The 22,089-nt window shown below is 63.5% G+C and carries 18 protein-coding genes; 6 read left to right on the top strand and 12 right to left on the bottom strand.

Annotated features, from left to right (window positions below):
• Window positions 1-20: 20 nt before the first annotated feature.
• Together AC1DIQ_RS00390 and AC1DIQ_RS00385 are read right to left on the bottom strand one after the other, a co-directional pair.
• Window positions 21-2,165: a DEAD/DEAH box helicase gene (locus tag AC1DIQ_RS00390; RefSeq protein WP_478049239.1), complete on the bottom strand. Its 2,145-nt coding sequence runs from the start codon at window positions 2,163-2,165 to the stop codon at window positions 21-23.
• A complete protein-coding gene (locus AC1DIQ_RS00385; RefSeq protein ID WP_478049238.1) occupies window positions 2,162-2,989 on the bottom strand; it encodes a HamA C-terminal domain-containing protein in 828 nt (275 codons plus the stop codon). The genes AC1DIQ_RS00390 and AC1DIQ_RS00385 overlap by 4 nt, the downstream gene beginning before the upstream one ends.
• 894 nt (window positions 2,990-3,883) lie before the next feature.
• Here AC1DIQ_RS00385 and AC1DIQ_RS00380 point away from each other — a divergent pair.
• Window positions 3,884-4,342 (top strand): hypothetical protein, encoded by a 459-nt coding sequence (locus AC1DIQ_RS00380; RefSeq protein WP_478049237.1) that lies wholly within the window; start codon window positions 3,884-3,886, stop codon window positions 4,340-4,342.
• Between the two features lie 234 nt (window positions 4,343-4,576).
• Here the strand turns inward: AC1DIQ_RS00380 and AC1DIQ_RS00375 are convergent, their stop codons facing one another.
• Entirely contained in the window at window positions 4,577-5,542 is a 966-nt protein-coding gene (locus AC1DIQ_RS00375; protein ID WP_478049236.1) for an AraC family transcriptional regulator, read from the bottom strand.
• Window positions 5,543-5,646: 104 nt separating this feature from the next.
• Between AC1DIQ_RS00375 and AC1DIQ_RS00370 the strand changes: the two genes are divergently transcribed.
• The gene (locus AC1DIQ_RS00370; protein WP_478049235.1) at window positions 5,647-6,891 is read left to right on the top strand and encodes an MFS transporter; all 1,245 of its coding nucleotides are present in this window, start codon (window positions 5,647-5,649) and stop codon (window positions 6,889-6,891) included.
• 139 nt (window positions 6,892-7,030) lie between these two features.
• Window positions 7,031-7,714 (top strand): thermonuclease family protein, encoded by a 684-nt coding sequence (locus AC1DIQ_RS00365; RefSeq protein WP_478049499.1) that lies wholly within the window; start codon window positions 7,031-7,033, stop codon window positions 7,712-7,714.
• Between the two features lie 5 nt (window positions 7,715-7,719).
• On the opposite strand, the gene AC1DIQ_RS00360 is transcribed toward AC1DIQ_RS00365, so the two are convergent.
• Window positions 7,720-8,082, bottom strand: a complete 363-nt coding sequence (locus tag AC1DIQ_RS00360) for a hypothetical protein (protein WP_478049234.1) — start codon at window positions 8,080-8,082, stop codon at window positions 7,720-7,722.
• 106 nt (window positions 8,083-8,188) lie between these two features.
• Window positions 8,189-9,118 carry a DUF6624 domain-containing protein gene (locus AC1DIQ_RS00355; RefSeq protein ID WP_478049233.1) on the bottom strand — a complete coding sequence of 310 codons (930 nt, stop codon included), beginning with the start codon at window positions 9,116-9,118 and terminating at the stop codon, window positions 8,189-8,191.
• A gap of 163 nt (window positions 9,119-9,281) precedes the next feature.
• Between AC1DIQ_RS00355 and AC1DIQ_RS00350 the strand changes: the two genes are divergently transcribed.
• Window positions 9,282-10,199, top strand: a complete 918-nt coding sequence (locus tag AC1DIQ_RS00350; RefSeq protein WP_478049232.1) for an NAD(P)/FAD-dependent oxidoreductase — start codon at window positions 9,282-9,284, stop codon at window positions 10,197-10,199.
• 61 nt (window positions 10,200-10,260) lie between these two features.
• Window positions 10,261-10,947 (top strand): class I SAM-dependent methyltransferase, encoded by a 687-nt coding sequence (locus AC1DIQ_RS00345; RefSeq protein ID WP_282257443.1) that lies wholly within the window; start codon window positions 10,261-10,263, stop codon window positions 10,945-10,947.
• A 51-nt stretch (window positions 10,948-10,998) separates the two neighbouring features.
• Here the strand turns inward: AC1DIQ_RS00345 and AC1DIQ_RS00340 are convergent, their stop codons facing one another.
• The 3 genes from AC1DIQ_RS00340 to AC1DIQ_RS00330 form a co-directional block, all read right to left on the bottom strand.
• Entirely contained in the window at window positions 10,999-11,169 is a 171-nt protein-coding gene (locus AC1DIQ_RS00340; protein ID WP_019184192.1) for a CsbD family protein, read from the bottom strand.
• A gap of 148 nt (window positions 11,170-11,317) precedes the next feature.
• Window positions 11,318-12,061 carry an SOS response-associated peptidase gene (locus tag AC1DIQ_RS00335; RefSeq protein ID WP_282257453.1) on the bottom strand — a complete coding sequence of 248 codons (744 nt, stop codon included), beginning with the start codon at window positions 12,059-12,061 and terminating at the stop codon, window positions 11,318-11,320.
• A 75-nt stretch (window positions 12,062-12,136) separates the two neighbouring features.
• Window positions 12,137-13,096, bottom strand: a complete 960-nt coding sequence (locus AC1DIQ_RS00330; RefSeq protein WP_152151190.1) for a cation diffusion facilitator family transporter — start codon at window positions 13,094-13,096, stop codon at window positions 12,137-12,139.
• A gap of 282 nt (window positions 13,097-13,378) precedes the next feature.
• Here AC1DIQ_RS00330 and AC1DIQ_RS00325 point away from each other — a divergent pair, with 282 nt between their 5' ends.
• Entirely contained in the window at window positions 13,379-16,258 is a 2,880-nt protein-coding gene (locus AC1DIQ_RS00325; protein ID WP_478049231.1) for a hybrid sensor histidine kinase/response regulator, read from the top strand.
• Between the two features lie 15 nt (window positions 16,259-16,273).
• On the opposite strand, the gene AC1DIQ_RS00320 is transcribed toward AC1DIQ_RS00325, so the two are convergent.
• The 4 genes from AC1DIQ_RS00320 to AC1DIQ_RS00305 all read right to left on the bottom strand — a co-directional run bounded on the left by AC1DIQ_RS00320 (window position 16,274) and on the right by AC1DIQ_RS00305 (window position 21,922).
• Entirely contained in the window at window positions 16,274-16,654 is a 381-nt protein-coding gene (locus AC1DIQ_RS00320; protein ID WP_183073659.1) for a response regulator, read from the bottom strand.
• A 144-nt stretch (window positions 16,655-16,798) separates the two neighbouring features.
• Entirely contained in the window at window positions 16,799-19,222 is a 2,424-nt protein-coding gene (locus tag AC1DIQ_RS00315; RefSeq protein ID WP_478049230.1) for a hybrid sensor histidine kinase/response regulator, read from the bottom strand.
• Entirely contained in the window at window positions 19,215-19,688 is a 474-nt protein-coding gene (locus AC1DIQ_RS00310) for a response regulator (RefSeq protein WP_152151195.1), read from the bottom strand. Before AC1DIQ_RS00310 ends, AC1DIQ_RS00315 begins: the two co-directional genes overlap by 8 nt.
• On the bottom strand, window positions 19,685-21,922 hold the full coding sequence (locus AC1DIQ_RS00305; protein WP_121037449.1) for an ATP-binding protein: 2,238 nt from the start codon (window positions 21,920-21,922) through the stop codon (window positions 19,685-19,687). The genes AC1DIQ_RS00310 and AC1DIQ_RS00305 overlap by 4 nt, the downstream gene beginning before the upstream one ends.
• Window positions 21,923-22,089 lie beyond the last annotated feature (167 nt).

Genomic DNA, 22,089 nt, shown 5'->3' with positions numbered 1-22,089 from the left:
GGAGCTTGCGCAATGAAACGTTAGTCCACCGATACTGCACGCGTTCCAAGACCGACTTGTGCGTCTTGAACCAGCTCGCGCTCGAAGTCAGTTAGTGATGCGACACGTCCAACATCAAGTTGTCGTAGTTGGTCAATGGCTTGATCAACCGTGTCATGATGACCGAAGTGTGGACGCAATTTCTCTGCGATCTGGAGAGGAATTCCATACTCATCCAGTGCAACCAAACCACTTGTCGTGAACATGTTCTCAATCTTTGCGGCATACACGGAGTAGTCCCCCGCTTCGCCATTCCGACTCATGTAGACGGCGCGCTGGATGCGGTCGAGCACCATTAGGTAGCGGGGGAAGTGGAAGCCAGCCCAAGTTCTGACGAAATCCAAGACTTCCTCAACTGCGCGGTCGGCATCTGGAGAATCTTGGTCGGCAAGCTCAAGAGCGATCAGGCGCCTAACGCTCTTGGCTGATGCCAGGCGGCTCATCTTCCATGCGAGTTGACTTCCAGATAAAACTGCCCCTCCGATCCGCTTCTTCCCAATCAAGAACTTCCATATCAATTCACAGGCGTACTTCAATTGCCCATAGTCTGGAAAGCCCTGCCAAAGTAGCATGCCCAATCCTTCGTTGCCGGCCGCCAACAAGTGCCTGGCGAGGGCATTTTGCGCGCCAGGGTCTATTCCTGAATTTCCCCGCAAAACGTCAATGGGCAAGAGCGAGCTTTTCTGAAGCGCGGTCATGCGGGCATGGGATTCTGGCGTCAGGAAATCTTGGTCCAGCTGAATGAGCAGGGAGTCTGGCGTACGGTCATCTTGATTGACCAGAGGAATGTCCACCAGCGGCAAGTCCGCCTGAGGCGGAGCGTTGAACAGGTACACCCGGCCAACATAGTGCCGCAGCATCCGTCCTGATCGGCCTCGGATGTTGTTGAATGTAAAGAAGTCGAACTTCTTTAAGGCCACCTTGTTGTCAAAAATGACAACATTCTTTGCTTTCGTGTTTACGCCTTCAATTAGCGTTGAGGTGCAAACAAGATAGGGAAGTCTACCGTGATTGAATTGACGTACAGCGTACTGCGCGATGGCGCGCGGGACCTTGCCGTGGTGAACCCCCACGCCCGTCAAGAAACCGCGAGCAACTGCCCAGTCGGGATGATAGTTCTTGGCGAGCCAGTCATAGGCGCCTTTGAGTTTGGGCTCCCTCGTGCCCAATCCAGCTGCCGCTAGGGCCGTTGCAACTCTTCGCGCGCTTGCGGGCGAAGCGCAGTAGATGAGGGTGGATTCATGAAGCCCTTGGCAGAGTTCTACGAGTGCCTTGATGTTGTCCCCGTCCTTCGGGCTGACATTGATCTGCTCAGTCACTACGGTTGCGTAGTCAGTGTCAACGAACATAGACCCTGTCAAGCTCGAAAGCTGAGCGGAGATTTCTCTGATGCTGGGTCCTAGCATGTAAAACTGTGCGCCGGTTTTCAGTAGGCGATGCAATGCTTGGTTTAGCAGTAAAGCGCGATCCGGATCTTGTTTAGGGTCTAGTTTGTAAAATTCATCGATAACGAAGAGATCGATTGAAGGGAGCGTGTCCACATCTAAGACACGTTCCTGGGTCATCACAAAGATGTTCTTGGAAGAAAGTTCCTGCGTGGGATGGGTGATCAGCTTGAAGGTGTTTCCGAAGCGTTCCGCCAAGCGTCGCCTGGTCTCATCGATCAGCGCAATAGTCGGCACCACAACGGCAACATTGCGGTAGCGCCCCGAAGCGACTAGCGCATCAATTAGTAGACTCTTTCCGAAGCTCGTTGGGGCACTCAGAACAATGCTCTGACCAGCAACCAACCTCTGGTAAATCTCGGCCTGCTTACGGTGTAGCACCACGTCTTCCATGCCAGTGGGGCGATGCGCCTCCAAGGCAAGCTCCTCTCGGACACTGAGCTCTTCATTGGCGATATAAGGAAACAGACCTCGCGCGCGTGCCAAGCTCTCTACGATGACACTGCATTGCCCGAAGCTGGCTTTGTTCTCCAGCGCATACAAAACAGCCTCTTGGACCGCAGTGTCGTCGAATTCCCCCAACTCTGCTCGACTGACAAGAGATGCCAGGTGCTGGGTGGCACGGAAAGGGTCCGCCTGGATGGAGGCGGGATCTGAAAACTGAAAGACGTCCGATGTCATAGGGCTTTCATTGCCTCAAGCTTCTGATGCAGGGCTTCTACCAGAATCTTCTTCGTTTTCAACGGCACCAAGAAGAGATGAATGCGGTGTGGGACACTGACAACGAGCCTGTCGAACTTTTCCTTGATGGAGCGCATTTCTGAGACCAAGGCCTGTCTGTATGCTTCAGAGGATGCGTCATGGTCGGCGGTGGCCTGGCCGTCGTAGGTGAGGAGAACAGGGATGCAAAAAGCTTCGAACACTTGGTCTAGCGACGTTCGCTCATTCAGCAAGGCTAGAAGTTGCCGCCCATGCGGCCAATCTCTATCAACCTTGTTGAGAATTGCGACGAACTCGCTACGTAGGTAGTCAGCCATCAGGTGCTGCTCCAGCTCCTTTGTCACATCGCGAATGGCAGAACCAATCTCTTCGTAAAATTTAACCTCACCGAGCCAGAGCTCAAGTCCTGTCTCAGAGGGAACAACATGGACCGCGTCGAATCCCTTCACCGTGTCATTTGCGGAGTCCTTGTAATAAATTTTAGACACCGCTGGCAGGGTTCCCATCGTCGTTTTAAGAATGACGTGGAGCAAAAGCTCACCAAACTCGCCCCTGTTCTTGAACTTCCCTGTGCTGTAAACCGACTTTGCCGCCTTCCTGATCATTCGCACCGCCGACTCGTGGCCGATCTGGCTGTACTCACTGTAGGTAAGGCAGAAGTCTGGAAGTGATTCCATTAGATAGTCGACCAGCGCGGAGTGCCGCCACGTCTTCCCTTCATAGCCTGCACATAGGCCTGAGATCGACCTATCGGAACCGATTTCGTGCAATACGAGTTCTAGCATCCTTGATTCTCACGGCTTGAGACGAGCCGCCCCTGTGTTCACAATAGCAGAGGGGTGGTCTTTTCCGTCAACGGCATCCATGAGCACTGATGAGAGCGCTTTGGGGTCCGTCTGGAGGTCGCTCATCTGGCGTCGCGCGACGTTTCTTGTCTTGTCCGGACGCTGATGCGGAAAGCACTCACCAAAGCGCTTTGGCGAGTGCTCATGAGGTTAACGAGGGCTCTAAAGGCGGTGACACCAAGTAACTACGCTCATATGAGAGCGTGTTGGTTCCACCGGAGCGCCAGGTCAGAGGTCTGCCAGCTTAGGGTTGGAACTAGGAAGATGGGGCGCTGCGGCGAGGCGATAGTCCTGTGGTGCGAGGCGGCAGCCGAAGGCTTGAGAGGCGGGGATGACAGCCAATCTCAATCATTTCCTCGTGGCGCATGCGCTGCCACATGGGCAGCCCAATCCGACTGTTCATCTATTTGCAGAGGTCGTGGCTGGGCGGAAGTGATCGACAATGCCCCAGACAATGCCAGCGTTCGTATCCATTCGAGCGGAGTCTTCCCCGATCCACTGGCGAAGCTCGCTAATCAACCGACTAGGGACGGGGTGTTCCCTCACCTTGTCCATCGTTCTTTACTGTTCTGGAAGGTCGCGCTTTGGTAGACGCTTGCATATGAACGCATGCGACAGGGCTTGTTGATTTGCCGTCCCATCACTTTTGTTCATTGTTTTAATGGCTGTTGGGTAGCGGACTTCTAGCGTTTTATGAGATGGCTCGGACGTCAGTAGCCTATATTGTTAAGATTTGATTAAAGCTGGTGTAGTTTAGTCGCTGATGTCTTCTCTCTGCACCTGCGCAAACCGTTTGGTGCTATAGCTATCAGCAGTCCATAGAGGCAGAAGGCCATGACCGACAAGAACGATCAGCCCAGCGGAACCGCGAACGTTCTGCATCAGATGAAGGCCTACAGAGCGCTATCCGAGGAATACGGTGCCGAGGGTGCCAACTTGCTGGGTAGCAAGAGCCTGGAGAGAAACGGAGTGACGGTTCCCCCAGAAGGAGTGGGTCATTGGGCCCGGATCAACGCGGCTGCCGAGCAGGGTCGGATGGATCTTGAGTCGGAAGGGGCCGTGGCCGCTTGCAAGGTCAATGCGTTGGTCGGGGCACTGCTTGTGAGCAACGTCCCAGGATCTAGCAGGGCGGAACAGATCCCGGATGAGCTGGACAAAGCCGTGGAAGAGGAAGAGGATTTCGCGGACGAGGACGAGGACGAACGCCCGGACTTCGGCTACGAGGATGAGGAAGACAACGACGAAGCTGCTCTAGATCACATCCATAAAATCAGTGAGAACGCCGGTGATTGAGGTTGCGAGTTGCCGTCAATTTCGGGGACGGAAGGGTAAGGTTAGAGTTGGACACTCCCTTGGACACACTCTGCCGAAGTCTAGGTCGAATGAACCTAATAACGTCAAACGGTTGGTTTGAGCTGCATAGTGCCCCTGTTCCGTCTACAGGGGCTGAGAACGGGAAAACATTGACCGGAAACCTGCCAAACGGGTTTCCGTCAACCGTTGGACGGGGCAGTGCTGGCAGCGCTGCTACGGAGAGGCCAAGGCGCGTCCCCGCCGAGTCGCGCCAGGAGAGCGCCCCATGACGCGCTTGTACGCACGACTGAAAGCAGCCTGCGACGCGTAGCCAAGACGCTCTGCCACTACCTCGATGGACAGACTTTGTTGGGTCAGCCATTGACTGGCCAATTGCATACGCAGCTCAGTCACATATCGCAGGGGCGCGGTTCCAATCACACTCTGGAACCGGTCTGCAAAGACAGACCGTGAAATGTTGGATTCCGCAGCCAGCGCTTCGACGGTCCAGTCACGCCCGGGGTCTCTGTGTAGAGCAAGCAACGACAGCGACAAACGAGGGTCGCGCATGGCCATGACCAGGCCGGCGGCTCCGTCGCAACCGCGCTCGACCCAGTCACGCACGATCATGGCGGCGACGGCATCCGCCAGCCGGGCGAGTATGCCTGCATAGCCAATACGTCCGGAGCACACCTCGCGCTTCATCGCGTCGACCATCGGCAACAGCCCAGGGAACGCAGCGGCGTTGCCATCGGCCAACATCACGGCCGGCATCAACTTGCTCAACCCTTGCATGCCACCGAGATCGAACAGCATGCATCCGTGGAAAAGCACTGCGCTTGGCACGGCATGTGTACTCGGGCACGTGTCTATCCCGCTCACCGTGTCACCCAGTGGGGCGGCCTCTATCGTTTCCAGGCACTGGACGGGATGGTCCTCGCCCGACACCAGTGCGTGGCCTTCTCCGCGGGGAAGAAGCACGACATCCCCGGCGGACAGAAGGTGTTGGCTGCCATCCGCGCCTCGAAGGATCGCACTGCCCACTGCCAGGTAATGGAAGTAGGCATGGCCTGGCTTCGGGGGAAATCCAAGTCCAAAGGTCGGCCCGGTCTGGATGCGTCGGTATTGGACGCCCTGCAGTCGCATGCCGGTCAGCAGCTCGCTGATCAGGTCGGAGGGCTGGGGTGGAACCTGGCTCATTGCGACGGCCCGGGGTTTCGATCAAAAATATAGGTTGGACAATCATAGATCATCCTGGCCTGGCTCCCTAGACTCTCGGCTGCACGAATGTACTGGGATCTGTGATGAGCAATAACGTAGTTGATGCCGCGAACACGCCTGATTCTGTGGACAGGGGTAGCGCGGAGCCGTCTTCATCGGCATGGGTGGCCGTGTTTTCGCTGGCCATGGGGGTCTTTGGGCTGCTCACGGCGGAATATCTGCCCGCCAGCCTGTTGACGCCGATGGCGGCGGACCTGGGGGTGTCGGAGGCGCTGGCCGGTCAAGCCGTGACGGTCACTGCTGTAGTGGCGCTGTTCGCTGGCCTGCTCGTGCCTCGGCTGACCCGCTCGATCGACAGGCGCGTGGTGCTGTTGAGTTTCACGGGTCTGATGATCCTTTCCAACGCCTTGGTGGCGTTGTCTTCCAGCATGGGCGTCCTCCTGGTGATGCGCGTCCTTCTGGGCATTGCGCTGGGCGGTTTCTGGAGCATGGCAGCGGCCGTGGCCATGCGGTTGGTGCCGTCACAGCGCGTGCCTCGCGCGCTGTCCATCATCTTCAGCGGGATTGCGGTCGGCACGGTGGTGTCGGTTCCTTTGGGGAGCTACCTCGGCGGGTTGCTGGGCTGGCGCAGCGCCTTCTGGGCGGCGACGGCGGTAGGGGGACTCACGTTTGCGTTCCAGTGGTTCACGCTGCCCCGAATGGCGCCGCGCAAGGCGGCGACCCCTGAGTCGGTGGTGGGGCTCCTACGCCGGCCGGGTGTTGCAGTCGGAATGCTCGGTTGCGTTCTGGCACATACCGGTCAGTACTCGCTCTTTACCTATATCCGCCCAACGTTGGAGAGCTTGGGGCAGATGAGCGCTGATGGACTGGCGCTGATTCTGCTCGGCTTTGGTGTGGCGAACTTTGTCGGCACACTGCTGGCCGGCTGGCTCATGGAGCGCAGCTTGAAGGTCACGTTGGTGATCATGCCTGCCGTGGTTGGCGTAGCCGCTCTGGGCATGCTCCTGTTGCCGGTGGGCGCTGGCGGGCTGTCACTCCTGGTCGCGCTCTGGGGCCTGGCCTTCGGTGGCGTGCCGGTAGCGTGGTCGAGCTGGGTCGCACGTGCGGTGCCCGACCAGGCCGAGAGTGCGGGCGGGATGGTGGTCGCTGCCGTGCAGTCGTCCATCGCCGCGGGCGCTGCCTTGGGCGGCCTGGTGTTCGGACTGGGCGGCATCGTCGCAGTCCTCACTGTGGCTGCAGCGGTGATGCTCCTCGCCAGTCTGCTCATTGCGTTGCGGGTCAGGGTGAGATCGCCGACGTTCTCGGCAGGCCCGGCGTTTCATATGTAGCCGACCACACCACGAACACGCGTCGGGATTGAAAGACTGTCGATGTGGTCGGCGTCCTTCTTCCACTTCCGCTAAAGTGTTCGACCCTGTTTGAACTGGCGCTCGCACCCGAGCATGCGCTTAGAGGACGTCGTTGTTGATGGTGTTGAAAGGTCTGGTGGTGTTGTTTTTGGTGTTGGCGTCGGCTCCTGGTGTGGCAGCAGAGCTGGTCGGCCGCGCGACGGTCACGGACGGGGACACGCTTACGGTGGCGAAGCAGCGCATTCGCCTGTGGGGGATCGATGCGCCGGAAAGCGCCCAGCAATGCACCACCAACGATGGACGCGCCTGGCCCTGTGGCCGCCGGTCCGCTGCTGCGCTGGATGGCTATGTGCTGGACAAGACCGTTCGTTGTCAGCCCAAGGACACCGACCGCTACGGCCGGGTGGTCGCGGAGTGCTTTGTTCAAGGACAGTCGGTCAATCGGTGGATGGTGCGCGCCGGTTGGGCGGTCGCGTATCGCCAGTACGCCACGGCATTCATCGCGGACGAAGCCGACGCGCGCCAGCACCAGCGGAACCTCTGGCAGGGGCCATTCCAGATGCCAGCTGACTATCGGCGCAGCAAGCGTGACCAGACGGCACGACAAGCCCCGGTGGCCGCTCAGTCGTCGTCGGGCGGGTGCCGCATCAAGGGCAACATCTCCCGCGAGGGCAGGAAGATCTACCATGTGCCCGGCCAGCGGGACTACGAGCGCACGCGCATCGACCTGAGCCACGGCGAGCGCATGTTCTGCAGCCCTGCGGATGCCATGCGCGCAGGGTGGCAGCCGGCGAAGCGCTGAGCGTCTCAAACCCTCCCATACAGGCGGCGACGCAGCGCGCCCGCCACTGCCGCGATAGCCATCGCAGGCAACGCCAGTACCAGGGCATATACCAGCCCGGCCAGCAACAACGGGCCAACGCCCGACATCACGGCCACCACCGGCACCTGCAGCACCATGAGCAACAGTCCCCATAGCCAGGCCTTACGGGGAAAACACGCGCCTAGCACTGCGGCAATGGCCAGTGCGAGGGGATAGACGACGGTCCAGAACGCAGGCGCGTCCCAGGGCTCGCCGCCGGGCGTCCGCCAAGCCACCAGTACCCAGAACACCACGCCGACCTTCAGCGTGACAGCACTTGCTGCAATGGAACTTCCCGTTTTCCGCATCGTTGGTCTCCCGCACGAACATGCAGGATGCCACTGTCGCGTTGACGGTGTATGACCAGTACCGGCATCGGGACACACGCCCGCCAGCGCAGAGAACGGCAGCCTCCTATCTGACCGCCTTGCCATACATCTCCGACAGCATCGCCTTGTACGCCGCCAACGGCTGCAAGCCCACCGCACGCCGCCGTGCATCCAGCGTTTCCATATCCTCGGTGGGCCGCAGTTCCATCGCGCCATCGGCAGCATCCCCGAACTGCGTTCCGTAACGCTGCAGCTTCCCCTGCGCCAGCAACACGCGATCCGTAAGCAGCGCCACGTCAGCGGCATCGGCATCGCCGGCTTCAGCGGCTTTCTGCATCAAGGCCAGTGCCTGCGCCTGGAACGCGGGATCATGATCGGCATGCTGCACGATCACCCATGCGGCCTTGGCCCCATCGCGGTCGACGCGCGCGATACCCGGCCAGCCCTTCTCGGCGATGATGCCCTTCAGCCAGGTCGCATTGGCTTCCTTCACCGGCGCGGTCTGCCCCCACGCATCTCCGCCGCCTGCCGCGATGGCGGCATGTTGTGCTGCCTGATCCTTGGCCTCACGCGCCAACAGTTCAAGTCGCAGGGGCGCATCGCGCAGCGTCTCGCGCTTCTTCTCTTCGGCGACCACGCGCTGCAGCACCGCCGGCCACGCCGGATCGGCACGCAGTGCGTCCAGCCCGGGCCGTTGTTTCGTGCGCAGGTCGCCCAGCGGAAGGCGACCGCTCGCGAGCAGGGCATCAACGTATGCAAACGCCGCAGCATGATCGCCCGCAGCGGCTGTGCATTCGATCAACAGGAGTTCGCCGCCGTCGGGGAAGGGGAGGTCCTGGCGGTACAGCTCACCCAAGGTGGTGCTGCAGGCGGCGTAGTCCTCGTTGCCGTAGTGATCCAGCGCGGAGAAGAAGCTGGGCGGCTCAGCGGCGGTTGCCGCGGCGGCTGCGAACAGGGCGACAGTCAGCGTTGCTGCCCGGGTTGCCGGGTAGGAGCGTATCAACCTTGAACGCATCGCAGTTCTTCCACGCAGGACGTACAGGAAACGTAGCCGCTACCTGCCAGGGAGTTCAAGCCCTCATCCCGCCGTCAGGGGCATGCGCGTCGAATCCTGCTGCCTCACAGGCTGTAGCCGATGGGCGGGCGCATGATGCCCTCAGCCCAGCCTTGGAAGCCCCGTGTCCACTCCCGCGCCCGAGAACGGAAAGTACGACGTGATCATCATCGGCGGCAGCTACGCCGGCATGTCCGCAGCGCTGCAGCTGGTGCGCGCCCGGCGCAACGTGCTGATCATCGACGGGGGAAAGCCACGCAACCGCAATGCCCGCGTCGCCCATGGGTTTCTTGGCAGGGAAGGCCTGCCGCCGGCGGACATCGCCTCCCAGGCGCGTGACGAGCTGCTGCGCTATCCCACCCTGACCTGGCTCACCGGTACGGCGGTGGCGGCGCAGCCGATCGATGACGGCGGAAGCTTCCAGGTCACGGTCGAAGACGGCCAGACATTCGTGGCGGATCGAGTGATCCTGGCCCACGGGGTAACCGACGACCTGCCCGACATCGAAGGCATCGGCGAGCGCTGGGGCCGAAGCGTTTTTCATTGCCCGTACTGCCACGGCTACGAGGTGTTTGAGGGGCGCATCGGGGTGATTGGCTGCGCGAAGGATGGCGGTGCGGCCCAGGCGCTGCTGCTGTGCGATTGGGGGCAGATCACGCTGTTCTGCAGCGAGGCATCTGCCAGCATCGGTGCCGAGCAGCGTGCACGGCTGGAGGCGTGCGGCGTCGTGATCGAGTCGGCCCAGGTGCAGCGCGTGGACGACACCGCCACCGTGGTGCTCGCCGATGGGCGGCACGTGGCGGTGGATGCGCTGTTCATCTCGCCGCACTCGCGGCTATCCAGTGATCTGGCCGAGCAATTGGGCTGTGAGCTGAAGGACGGCGGCTGCATCACCACCGATTCGGCCAAGCAGACCACGGTGCCGGGTGTCTTCGCCTGCGGCGATGCGGCCCGGATGGCGGGCAGCATCGCGCTGGCAGTGGGTGAGGGCGCGCTGGCGGGGGTAGCGGTGCACCACGCATTGATGGGGTTGCTGAAGTGATGCGATCTTTAATGTAACTATTAATGTTACATTATGCGCCACTGTGAACAAGGTGGCCTGCATGTCCTTCTCCGATCCCGATGCCGTCGCCCAGTACACCGACAACCTGGTCCGCCAGGTACCCGGCGTCCAGGCGTTGCATCAGATGGCCCACGTTCTGCTGGCCGAACACGTACCGCCACACGGGCGGGTATTGGTGCTCGGGGCTGGCGGTGGCATGGAGTTGAAGGCCTTTGCCGAGGCGAGTCCTGCCTGGCACTTCACCGGCGTGGATCCTTCCGCCGAGATGCTGGGGCTCGCCAAGCGCGTGCTCGGGGATACGCTGTCGGCCCGGGTGGAACTCATCGCAGGCTATATCGACAGTGCGCCAGCTACCGCATTCGATGGCGCCACCTGCTTGCTGACGCTGCATTTTCTCTCGGCCGAAGAGCGCCTGCGCACGCTGCGTGCACTACGGCGTCGGCTCGCGCCCGGTGCACCGCTGATCATCGCGCACCATAGCGTGCCGGGCGATCCGGCAGAGAAACGCCGGTGGTTCCAGCGCTGGGCGGCGTTCGTGACAGCGCGTGGACTGGGCGGTGAGACGGCCGCTGTACGAGCCGATACGATCACCAACCGATTGCCCACCCTGTCGCCGGAGGAAGAAGTCGAGCTGCTGGAGGAGGCAGGATTCGAGCGGCCGAGTCTGTTCTATACCGCGCTTTCGTTCAGAGGTTGGGTGGCGTACGCCGGCGATGCACACGGCTAGCCTCCCACTGCTCTCTGCCCGATGTGGGTCAGAGAGCGGAGGGGTCAAGACTCAGCGGCGAGCGTCGTCGCGCGCCTTGCCCACGTCGCTTTGGACTTCGCCAACACCCTTCTGGATCTTGCCTTCCACTTCCTTCGTCTTGTCGCCGGTGACCTTGCCCACGACTTCCTTTACGGTGCCCTTGACCTGGTTCTTGGCGCCTTCAGTGCGATTCTTGTCCATGGTTGACTCCACAATTGATTAGAGAGAGGGCCCGTGTTGCTGGGCATCTCCACCCTGACGGCAGCGCGGTGGCGCGAAGGTGAAATCTGCGCGCGGGCGCGGAATCCGTTCAAGCGCCGGAAAGGTTGACGCTCACGTGCGCTGCACGTCACTCATCCGCATCGCGTTCATCCCATCCGTCGCCATCCCATGGCTGTGGTTCGTTGATGGCCGCGGCGGTATCCGGATCGACGGGCTCCAACAGGGTGTAATCGTCACGCGATGGATCACGAAACGCGCGGCTGACCGGATAGGCTTCCAGCGCCGGGGTGGAGGCGCGGGCACGCAATGCCGCAGGCGTCTGGAGGGTGGCCCTCAACCAGTCCAGTGCGGTGGCCGGCGCGATGAAGATCGGCCCGTCCGGTGTGAGTGGGGAAGGGATCGCACTGTTGGGGCCGGTCAATACGGTGAAGCTGTCCAGCTGCTGGCCGTCGTCGCTTTCCCAGTGCTCCCACAAGCCGGCTGCGAGCAGGGCAAGGCCATCCTTGCGCTGCACGAACAGGGGCCAGGGGGGGCGGCGCTCGCGGTCCCATTTGTAGTAGCCGGTCATGGGCAGCACGCACGGGCGCTGCGCCCAGGCCTGCGCGTAGATGCGGCTGCGTGGCGCGCGGTCAAGCCGTGCGGTCACCGTGGTATACGGCGTGGCCGGCTCCTTGGACCAACGCGGCACCAGGCCCCACACCATGTCGGCCACGGCGATGGAGCCGTCATGGTCGCGCGCGAGCACCGTGGCCACGCCACCCTTGGCGATGTTGTAGTGGTCCGGCGCGGCCGCCAGCGTCCGCGCCAACTCAGCAGGAAGGCCGGCGGGGAGTGACTCGCTATCCGCGATGGCTTGTGCGAAGCGGCGCATGGCAGCTGAGCATCCAACGTCATCCGTGACGGCATCGTGCGCAGCGCCTGCGATGTTGCACGCGTTGCACGGGGGTCACGTGTCGGGATGGGGTTCCCCCAACGCTGCCCGCCGCGCCTGGAACACCTCCGGCGTCTGCGGTTTCACGAACAGCGCGACCAGCTCGGGGTACTCGGCTTTCACCGCCTTTTCAATGCGCGTGATGCAGGCCTCGATCTGCGGGGTGGTGCGATCGTCCTCGAACTCCGCACTCAGCATCGCGACCACCTGGTCCGGGCCCATCTGCATCGTGGTCACGCCATTGGCGCGGCGCAGGTCCGCATCGTGGGTGGCGACGGCAAGAATGCGTTTGGCGACGGCCGGGTGCGCGGGCTCACCGACCAGCAGGCCCTTGGTCTCGCGGGCGAGCAGGAAGGCGGTGACCGCCAGCACGCCGGCGATGCACAGCGACGCCACGCCATCCAGGACCGGCATGTCCAGCAACTGCGCGGCAAGCAGGCCGACCAGCGCAAAACCCAAGCCGAGCAGGGCGGCGCTATCTTCCAGCAGCACGGTGAAGGTGGAGGGGTCCTTGCTGCGACGGAACGCCTCGAAGTAACCCATCGCCCCCTTGGTGGCGCGGAATTCGCGCAGCGCGATCCACCACGAGGTGCCTTCGAACACAAAGGAGATGCCCAGCACCACGTAACTGATCAGGTGGTTGGTGGCCGGCTCGGGGGTGCGGATGTGCTGGATGCCTTCATAGGCCGATACACCGGCACCGGCTGCGAACACCAGCAGCGCCACGATGAAACTCCAGAAGTACAGCTCGCGCCCGTAGCCGAAGGGATGGAGCGTATCCGGCTTCTGCTCGGCACGGCGCAGGCCGTACAACAGCAGCAACTCGTTGATGGTGTCCACCAGCGAGTGGACGCCCTCGCTGAGCATGGCCGAGCTGCCGGAGATGCCGGCGGCGACGAACTTGGCGATGGCAATGGCCAGGTTGCCGGCGAGGGCGGCATAGATGACGAGACGGGAGCCCGTTGGCTTGGCCATGGCAGTGGTGGGGTGGGGAGGTGCGCGCATCATCGCCAACGGTGCGTCCCGGGCGCGTGCACATCGATCCAGGCGCTGGCACCGCCTGCCGGCCTTGACACGGATTTGCCCCGCTTGGCTTACATTGCTTTCCGCCTTCCGGCTGGCCCCCGCTGCCTGCCGTTCCCCCAGCTCCTGCAATGCCTTCAGTTCAAGGTTCGGTGCCCCGATGATGTCCATCCTTCCCTGGTCTGCCGCGCAGCTGCGCGGCACGCGCGCCCCGGTGGTTCTGGAGCGGTGCGCATGAGCGCAGTGGCGGGGCGCTTTCCCGGCAGCACCGGGCCGATGGCCGAGCAGGTCCGTGCACTGGATTGGCAGGCGACCCCGGTGGGGCCGATCGAGACCTGGCCGGGCGCGCTGCGCAATGCGGTCAATCTGATCCTGGCCTCGCCCGAAAGCATGTACGTGGTCTGGGGCGATGACCTGACGTTCTTCTTCAACGATGCCTACAGCCCGATTCTGGGGCCCCGCCTGGAGGGCGCGCTCGGCGCGCCGTTGAGGGAGCTGTGGGGCGATGCCTGGGATGCCGTACGCGCGCCGATCGAGAACGCCTTTGCCGGTGAATCCTCCCGCTACGAGAACCTGCCGGTGGCGATGAGCCGTCAGGGCGTGCCTGAAGAGACCTGGTGGACGTTCTCGTTTTCGCCGATCTTCCTCGACGATGGCAGGGTCGGTGGCGCGTTCTGCGTGACCAACGAGGTGACCAGCATCATCGTGGCCCAGCAGCGCCTGGCCAAGGAGAACGAGCGGCTCATCGCGCTGTTCGACAAGTCGCCGATGTTCATGGCCTTCCTCAGCGGGCCTGAGCATCGGGTCGAGCTGGCCAATCCGGGTTACCAACGGCTGGTGGGCAATCGCCATGTGCTGGGCAAGTCGATCCGGGAGGCGCTGCCGGAAATCGTCGACCAGGGTTTCATGCCGCTGTTGGATGAGGTGTACCGCACCGGCACACCGTATATCGGCAGCGAGGTGGTGTACGACGCGCCGTTCCCGTCCGATCCGTCCTCGGCCCGGCGCATGCTGGATATCGTCTTCCAGCCTGTGGCCGGTGAGGATGGCAGCACGGCAGGCGTATTCGTTCAGGGCCTGGATGTCACCTCCCACATCGAGCTGCAGCGCACGATGCGGCAGGTGGAGGCGCGCAATCGCCAGATCATCGACAGTGCCAGCGATTACGCGATCGTCGCCTCGGACCTGCAGGGCAAGGTGACCCTGTGGAATGCCGGGGCCGAGCACATCTTCGGCTGGACCGAGGCGGAGATGCTGGGTCAGAACGTGGAGGTGATCTACACCGCTGACGATATCCAGGCCAAGCGGTTGCGGCACAACCAGGGCGTCTCGATGGCCTCGGGTGGGGTCAGTGGTGAGCGCTGGCTGGCGCGCAGGTCCGGCGAGCGCTTCTGGGCCAGCGGGGCGATGACCGTGCTGCGCGATGAAGATGGCGCCGTGCTGGGCTTCGTCAAGGTACTGGGCGACCGCACCCAGGAGCGCCGCGCCAGCGATGCACTGGCCCATAGCGAGCGCCGCCTCGGCGCGCTGGTGAGCGCCTCCTCGCAGTCGCTGTATGCGGTCACCGCGGACTGGCGCGAGATGCGTCAGATCCTGGCGACCGGGCCGGTGGCACCGGACGAGAGCCTGCCTGCGGTCACCGACTGGCGAGAACGCTACGTACACCCCGATGATCGTGCCCTGCTTGAGCAGGCCATTGCGCGTGCGATGGCGCAGCGGCTGCCGCTGGAACTGGAGCACCGCAGCCTGCTGGCCGATGGCAGTGTGCGTTGGGTGCAGATGCGTGCGGTGCCCTTGCTGGACAGCGCCGGTGAGATCACCGAGTGGTTCGGCACCGCCTCGGATGTGACCGAGCGGCGTCAGGCCGAAGAGCAGCTGCGCGAGTTGACCTTGACCCTGGAAGAGCGCGTGCAGACCCGCAGCGCCGCGTTGCAGGTGGCCGAGGAGCGGCTGCGGCAGAGTCAGAAGATGGAGGCCGTGGGTCAGTTGACCGGTGGCCTGGCGCATGACTTCAACAACCTGCTGACCGCCATCTCGGTGGGGCTGGAGCTGCTGGAGCTGCGGATCGATCAGGGGCGGTATGACGACATCGGCCGCTACCTGGAGATGGCGCAGTCCAGCGCGTCGCGTGCCACGGCGCTCACCCAGCGCTTGCTGGCGTTCTCCCGCCGGCAGACGCTCGCGCCCACGCCGGTGGTGGCTGATGCGATGGTGCGCGGCATGCTGGATATCATTTCGCGCACGCTGGGGCCTTCGATCGCGATCTCCACGCAGTTGGCGTCCGATCCCTGGGCGGTACTGGTGGATGTGCCGCAGATGGAAAATGCGCTGCTGAATCTGTGCATCAATGCCCGCGACGCGATGCCTCAGGGTGGCCCGCTGCTGATCAGCGCGGCCAACGTGAGCCTGCGTGGCGAGGGCGCGGCGGCGCTGGATACGCCGCCGGGCGATTACGTCCGGCTGGCCGTCAAGGACGCGGGGACCGGCATGGAGGCGGCGGTGATCGAAAAAGTATTCGAGCCGTTCTTCACCACCAAGCCGATCGGGCAGGGGACCGGCCTGGGGCTGTCGATGATCTATGGCTTCACCCGCCAATCCGGCGGGCAGGTGCGGATCGATTCCCAGGTTGGCCACGGCACCACGGTGGAACTCTACTTGCCGCGCTTCGTCGGCGAGACCCCTGCGGACGCCGCCCAAGAACCCTCACAGGATCTGCCGGCGCGTTCAGCGCCCAGCGTCGGCACCATTCTGGTGGTGGAAGACGAGGAAGCGATCCGCGCGCTGTTGACCGAGGTCCTTGGCGGCGCGGGTTATAGGGTGTTGCAGGCACCGGAAGGAGGCCAGGCCATCGACCTGCTGCGCTCCGACGAGACGATCGACCTGCTGATCACCGATGTGGGGCTGACCGGTGGGCTCAATGGCCGTCAGGTCGCTGACGCCGGCCGCCAGGTGCGTCCCGCGTTGCCGGTGTTGTTCATCACCGGCTACGCGGCGTCGGCAGCGGTGGGCGCGGGCCAGCTGGAGGACGGCATGGAAGTGCTGACCAAGCCCTTCACGACCGCCGAACTGGAGCGACGCGCCCGCGCGCTGTTGGCGATCAGGAACCCGTCGTAGCCAGGCCAGCTGCTGTCAGAGCAGGGACCTGACCGAGGTCACCAGTTGCTTGAGCGTGAATGGCTTGCGCAGCAGTTTGATCTCCTCGCCGCGGAAGTCGGGCCGGGCCCCGGCGGGCCCCGCGTAGCCGGTCACCAACAGGATCGGCATGGCCGGGTGCAGGGTCGTGGCGATCGTGGCCAGATCGCGACCGTCCATGCCGGGCAGGCCGACATCGGACACCAGCAGGTCGAACGGGCCGTCGTGCCTGAGGCAACCCAGTGCGGCCTCGGCATCGCCGACGTCGAGGACATCGAAGCCATCGTCGTTGAGGATGTCCTTGGTCATCTCCCGGATGGGCGCATCGTCTTCGACGAGAAGCACGCGGCATCGTGGGTGGGTTCGTGCGGCAGTCATTGCGGGTGGAGATCCTCGTGGCGTGCAGCCACCGGTGCGGCTCTCCACCTTAGCGACGGTGCGTGTTAGCCGGCCGTGCATCGCGTGCCAGCCCCATGTCATGACCGGGGGCGGGTGCCCGTCACGGCACCGCCTGGCATGGCCTCAGTTCAAGGCGCTGCCGCTCTGGGTGGGGCTTTCATCCAACAGGGCAGTGCGGATGGACCGCGCCAGATCGCTGCGGGTGAAGGGCTTGGCCAACAGGGCGATGGTGCGGCCAACGGTGCCGCTTGCGTCGATATCGCGCGGATAACCCGAGGTGAACAGCACCCGCAGGCCGGGCTTGCGGACCAGTGCGTGCTTGGCCAGGGCCCAGCCGGACATGCCCGGCATCACGATGTCGGAGAACAGCAGGTCCACGCTGACGTCGGTGCGATCCAGCAGCCGCAGCGCCGAGGGGCCGTCATGCGCCTCGAGCACGCGATAGCCCAGCTGGCGCAGGGTATCGACGGTGTAAGCGCGCACATCGTCGTTGTCCTCGGCGACCAGCACGGTCGTTTCCGCCTCGACCTCGAAGGCGTCCAGCGCCTGTGCATCGGCCGGGCGCACGCTCGGCAGGGCGGAGGCCGAGCGCGGGAACAGCAGAGTGATCGTGGTGCCGCTGCCCTCGGTGGAATCGAGCAGAACGTGCCCGCCGGATTGCTTGGCGAAGCCATACACCATCGACAGGCCCAACCCGGTGCCACGGCCAACCTCCTTGGTGGTGAAGAACGGCTCGAACACCCGCGCCATGACCTCCGGCGGCATGCCCTGGCCGCTGTCGCGGACGCGCACCATGGCGTACTGGCCGGGCGGAACGTCCGGGTGCTGCGCCGCGTAATCCTTGTCCAGGTGGATGTTGTCCATCTCGATCGTCAGGCGGCCGCCCTCGGGCATGGCATCGCGTGCATTCACCGCCAGGTTGAGGATCGAGGCTTCCAGCTGGCTCGGATCGATCTCCACGCACCAGATATCCGGGCTGTGCACCATGTCGATCTGCACCAGCTCGCCCAGCGACCGTTTGAGCATGTCCTGCATGCCGCGCATTTCTTCGTTCAGATCCACCGGCAGGTTCTTCAGCGGCTGCCGACGCGAGAAGGCGAGCAGGCGCTGGGTGACGTTGGCCGCACGCATGACGCCCTTCATCGCGTTGTCTAGCGCGCGTGAGGAATTGCCTGCCGTGTCGCCGAGCCGGTCGGTCAGCATCTTGGCGTACTCGATGTTGCCGGCGATGACGGTCAGGATGTTGTTGAAATCATGCGCGATGCCACCGGTCAGCTGGCCCACCGCCTCGATTTTCTGGCTGTGCCGCAGCGCTTCTTCAGCCTGCCGCCGCGCGGTGGTTTCCACGGCCTCGGAGACGACGGCGGTGATCCGTGCCTGATGGTCGAACAGGGGGCGGAAGGAGAAATCGAACGTGCGCTTGCCGGTTGGCAGGCGCAGTTCCAGTTCGTGGCGCGACGCCGTGCCCGCCGCAGCCTCCAGGATGGCCGTGCAGACCACGCCGGGAACGCCGGGCGTGTCGGCGAACCAGGCCGATTCGCAATAAAGGCTGCCGCGCACGTCCTGCTTGTCGGCGAGGATGGCCGCCAGCGACGCCGAATTGGTGTCGATGATGTGGCCATCCAGGGTCAGCAGGTTCTGGTGCTGGAAACTGGATTCGAACAGCGCCTGCAGGCGGCTTTCACTGCGGTGCAGCGCGGACGTCCGCTCATCGACCTGGCGTTCCAGGGATTCGTTGCTGGCCTTGAGCAGCGACTGCGCATGCTTGAGCTCGCTGATGTCGCGCGCCATGGCGTAATAGCCCAGCACCGCGCCATCCGGCGCCAGCTCGGGCACGCAGTCCACCTGTGCGTGGCGGGGCGTACCGTCGCTGCGCAGCGAGAGCAGGTCGAAGCTCACCTTTTCGCCGAGCAGGACCCGCTCCAGGTGCTGCTGGATGCTGTTGAAGGTGTCCTCGCCGACGACCTCGCGGGTATGTCGGCCGATCAGGCTCTCCGGCGTGCGGCCGTGCCACTCGACATAGGCGTTGTTGGCGAAACGGTAGCGGTGGTCATGGCCGAAGTAGGCGATCAGCGCGGGCAGCGAATCGGTGATCAGCTTCAGCCGCTGGTGGCTGTCGTGCAGTTCGGCCTCGATACGCAGCAGCCGGCGGCGCTCCTGGGCTTCATGGATGCCCCGGACCACGGCATCGGGCAGGCGCTGCAGGCGCGATTTGACTACATAGTCGCGCGCGCCGCGCTTGAGCGCCTGCACGGCGAGTTCTTCGGTAAGCGTGCCGGAAACGAAGATGAAAGGAATCCCGGGGGCGATCTCGCTGGCCAGGGCGAGGGCAGCGTCGCCATCGAAGCCTGGCAGCACGTGGTCGGCCAGGATCACATCGAACGAGGCGGTGGTCAGGGCATCGAGCATGCCTTGGTGCGACCAGGTGCGTTCGGCCGTGAACGGGAGCCCGGCGCGGCGCAGCTGCGCGGTGATCAGCTCTGCATCCAGTGCACTGTCTTCGACCATCAGGATCCTGATGGTCTTTGTTGTGGCGGCCTCAGCCATCGTTTGTACTCTTCCCACCGAACAGGGTGCCGTGCGGTGGCGGCTGATTGGTGATGCCCCAGAACATGCCCAGCCCCTGGATCGCCTCGAGGAACTCCTTGAAATCCACCGGCTTGACCACGAAGGCGTTCACGCCCAGTTCGTAGCTGCGGATCAGATCCTGTTCTTCCCGCGAGGAGGTCAGCATCACCACCGGGGTGCTGCTCAGGGCGCGGTCGTTGCGGATTTCCTTGAGGACTTCCAGGCCGTTGAGCTTGGGCAGTTTCAAATCCAGCAGCACCACCACCGGGCCGCCGTGCATGGCGCCTGCATAGGGACCCTGGCAGCGGAGATACTCCAGCGCTTCCACGCCGTCGCGCACATGAGTCACATCGTTGAGCAGCTGGCAGCGCGCAAGCGCCGCCATCGTCAATTCGGCGTCTTTCGGGTTGTCTTCTACGAGCAGGATCGGTCGCAGATCTCTCATAGGTGGTCTCCATCAGCAAAGGGAATGGTGAAATAGAAGGTGGCGCCGGCGCCGACCTGGCCTTCGGCCCAGGTGCGGCCGCCATGGCGGGTGATGATGCGGTGCACGTTGGCCAGGCCGATGCCGGTGCCTTCGTACTCATCGACGTGATGCAGCCGCTGGAACACGCCGAACAGCTTGTCCACATAGCGCATGTCGAAACCGCAGCCGTTGTCTTTCACGAAGAAGATGTCCTCCGTGTCATTGCGTTGGTGGCCCACCTCGATGCGTGGCTCGGGCGTGTCACGGGTGAACTTGATCGCGTTGGACAGCAGGTTCTGCCAGACCAGCCGCAGCATGCCGGGGTCGGCCAGTACCCTGGGCAGCGTCCTGATCTCCCAGGCGATGGCACGGCCGGTGTATTCCATGTCCAGCTTGTGGCGCACGTCGTCGGCCAAGGCGGTCATGTCCATCGCGATCTGGCCCATCGTGGAGCGGCCCATCTGCGAGAAGCTGAGCAGATCATCCACCAGCGTCCCTGCCGATTTTGCCGACTCCACGATGGTCTCGAGGAATCTCTTTTCTGAATCGTTCAATCGCTCGCCGGCCGACGACCACAGCAGTTCGGAGTAGCCCACGATGTGGCGGAATGGTGCGCGCAGGTCATGACTGACCGAATAGGAGAACGCTTCGAGCTCCTTGTTGCTGCGGAGCAACTGTTCATTCAACGCCGCCATCTCCTCGGCCTTGCGCAGCACGATGTCCACGATCGCGGTGCGCAGTTCCAGCGCGGCATCACGGTCGACCTCGTTCCAGGGCAGCGACTGCTCGCGCACCGTCTGCTTCCAGCCTTCGAAGGAGGTGCGCGGCGACAGCGGCTGCTCGCTTTCTTCCTTGCGCGGATCACCGCCCCAGCGGACGGTGCGGACCACCTCCGGCCGGAACCAGATCACGAAGCTGTCGTGGATCTGCGAGATGGAGATGGCCAGCACGCCACTGGCGACGCCGGCGAAGGCTTCGGCGTGCTTCCATTGCTGCGGGAGCGTGTCGGTGCAGAAGATGTCGCCCTCGATAGGCTGGGCGGTCAACCACTGGACCAGCTGCATCACCTGGCGCTGGCTCGGGCAGTCGCCGTGCAGGATGCATTCGCCACGGTGCACGATCGCCGCACCGGCCGATTGGGTCAGCGCGAGCAGGCTGCGTTGATCGCGGCCCAGCGCGGCCATGAAGTCGGTATCGCCGGCCATCCGGCCGAGCAGCCGCACCTGGATGGCGCGGCGTGCAATGCGTTCTTCGACCTGCACCGCGCGCTGCTTCAGCGAAATCTGCAGCGACAGGATCTGGCCAATGAACTCGCAGGCCGTGCGCACGTGGTACGGCACCCGGCGCGCGCGCCGGTTATGGCAGGAGATCAGGCCCCACAGTTCGCCCTCGCACAGCACCGAGACCGACATCGATGCACCGGTGCCCATGTTGCGCATGTACTGCAGGTGCACCGGGGAGACGCTGCGCAGCATGGCCGGGCCGAGGTCGGTGGGCGGCGCCTCGGCGATCGCGGGCACGCGCACCAGCGGTACCGGGGTGTAGTGGCTGTCAGCGATCAGCCGGATCCGGTTCTGCCGGTACAGCTCACGCGCCTGCGCGGGAATGTCCGATTCCGGGAAGCGCAGATCCAGGTAGGAGGGCAACACGCTGTTGCGGTCCTCGGCCACGACCGCGCCGTTCCAGTCCGGGTCGAACTGGTAGATCATCGTGCGGTCGAAGCCGGTCAGCTCGCGGATATGCACCGCGGCGATCTCACTTAGGGCCTGCGTGGTGGGCGCCCGCTCGATCGCGGCCATGAAGCGGCGGATCGAGGGATAGAGGTCTTCCAGCGAGCCTGGCTCGCCCGGCACCGGGGCTTCCAGCTCGATGATGACGTCATCCCCGATGCGGTGCGCCACCGTAGGGTGGTGGCCGGCCATGCCGACCGGAAGCGCGCCGAGGAAGTGCGAAGCACCTTGCTCCAGCGCCACCAGCAGCGGCCTGCAGTGGGCCAGCGTGCCGCCGAGCACGGTGTCAAGGGATTGCCCGAGCGGATCGCCGAGCGTCTCGATGAGCTCCGGCCGCGCGACGGCGCGGGCGTTGACGGTCAATGTCGGGTGGTCGAGGACCAAGATCAATCCGTAGGGCTGGATCGCGCCGGGGGTACGGATCGGCTCACGCGCACAGCTGGACAGATCCAAGGCGCTTGCGCCGGAATTCCTCGAGGACATTCATTGACTCCTGATCTTTACCAGTGCTGGACACCGCCCAAAGGGCACGGCGGCACCTGGTCTTTCAGGAGCACACACCGTCACCTGCGACGCGGTGTGCCACAGTTCCCTTATTTTTGCATAGGCGATCGTCCTGATTTGTGAGGATGCGACGGTGTTCCTTGCGC

Source organism: Stenotrophomonas sp. 05L413 (assembly GCF_056397945.1).
The sequence above is the reverse complement of the archived record's forward strand: the minus strand, read 5'-3'. Positions and strand labels throughout refer to the sequence as shown.

What these genes read in the sequence shown, in the direction of transcription:
- AC1DIQ_RS00390 (WP_478049239.1), bottom strand. Translation starts at nt 2,165, where the DNA reads ATGACATCGGACGTCTTTCAGTTTTCAGATCCCGCCTCCATCCAGGCG.
- AC1DIQ_RS00385 (WP_478049238.1), bottom strand. Translation starts at nt 2,989, where the DNA reads ATGCTAGAACTCGTATTGCACGAAATCGGTTCCGATAGGTCGATCTCA.
- AC1DIQ_RS00380 (WP_478049237.1), top strand. Translation starts at nt 3,884, where the DNA reads ATGACCGACAAGAACGATCAGCCCAGCGGAACCGCGAACGTTCTGCAT.
- AC1DIQ_RS00375 (WP_478049236.1), bottom strand. Translation starts at nt 5,542, where the DNA reads ATGAGCCAGGTTCCACCCCAGCCCTCCGACCTGATCAGCGAGCTGCTG.
- AC1DIQ_RS00370 (WP_478049235.1), top strand. Translation starts at nt 5,647, where the DNA reads ATGAGCAATAACGTAGTTGATGCCGCGAACACGCCTGATTCTGTGGAC.
- AC1DIQ_RS00365 (WP_478049499.1), top strand. Translation starts at nt 7,031, where the DNA reads ATGGTGTTGAAAGGTCTGGTGGTGTTGTTTTTGGTGTTGGCGTCGGCT.
- AC1DIQ_RS00360 (WP_478049234.1), bottom strand. Translation starts at nt 8,082, where the DNA reads ATGCGGAAAACGGGAAGTTCCATTGCAGCAAGTGCTGTCACGCTGAAG.
- AC1DIQ_RS00355 (WP_478049233.1), bottom strand. Translation starts at nt 9,118, where the DNA reads ATGCGTTCAAGGTTGATACGCTCCTACCCGGCAACCCGGGCAGCAACG.
- AC1DIQ_RS00345 (WP_282257443.1), top strand. Translation starts at nt 10,261, where the DNA reads ATGTCCTTCTCCGATCCCGATGCCGTCGCCCAGTACACCGACAACCTG.
- AC1DIQ_RS00340 (WP_019184192.1), bottom strand. Translation starts at nt 11,169, where the DNA reads ATGGACAAGAATCGCACTGAAGGCGCCAAGAACCAGGTCAAGGGCACC.
- AC1DIQ_RS00335 (WP_282257453.1), bottom strand. Translation starts at nt 12,061, where the DNA reads ATGCGCCGCTTCGCACAAGCCATCGCGGATAGCGAGTCACTCCCCGCC.
- AC1DIQ_RS00330 (WP_152151190.1), bottom strand. Translation starts at nt 13,096, where the DNA reads ATGGCCAAGCCAACGGGCTCCCGTCTCGTCATCTATGCCGCCCTCGCC.
- AC1DIQ_RS00325 (WP_478049231.1), top strand. Translation starts at nt 13,379, where the DNA reads ATGAGCGCAGTGGCGGGGCGCTTTCCCGGCAGCACCGGGCCGATGGCC.
- AC1DIQ_RS00320 (WP_183073659.1), bottom strand. Translation starts at nt 16,654, where the DNA reads ATGACTGCCGCACGAACCCACCCACGATGCCGCGTGCTTCTCGTCGAA.
- AC1DIQ_RS00315 (WP_478049230.1), bottom strand. Translation starts at nt 19,222, where the DNA reads ATGGCTGAGGCCGCCACAACAAAGACCATCAGGATCCTGATGGTCGAA.
- AC1DIQ_RS00310 (WP_152151195.1), bottom strand. Translation starts at nt 19,688, where the DNA reads ATGAGAGATCTGCGACCGATCCTGCTCGTAGAAGACAACCCGAAAGAC.
- AC1DIQ_RS00305 (WP_121037449.1), bottom strand. Translation starts at nt 21,922, where the DNA reads ATGTCCTCGAGGAATTCCGGCGCAAGCGCCTTGGATCTGTCCAGCTGT.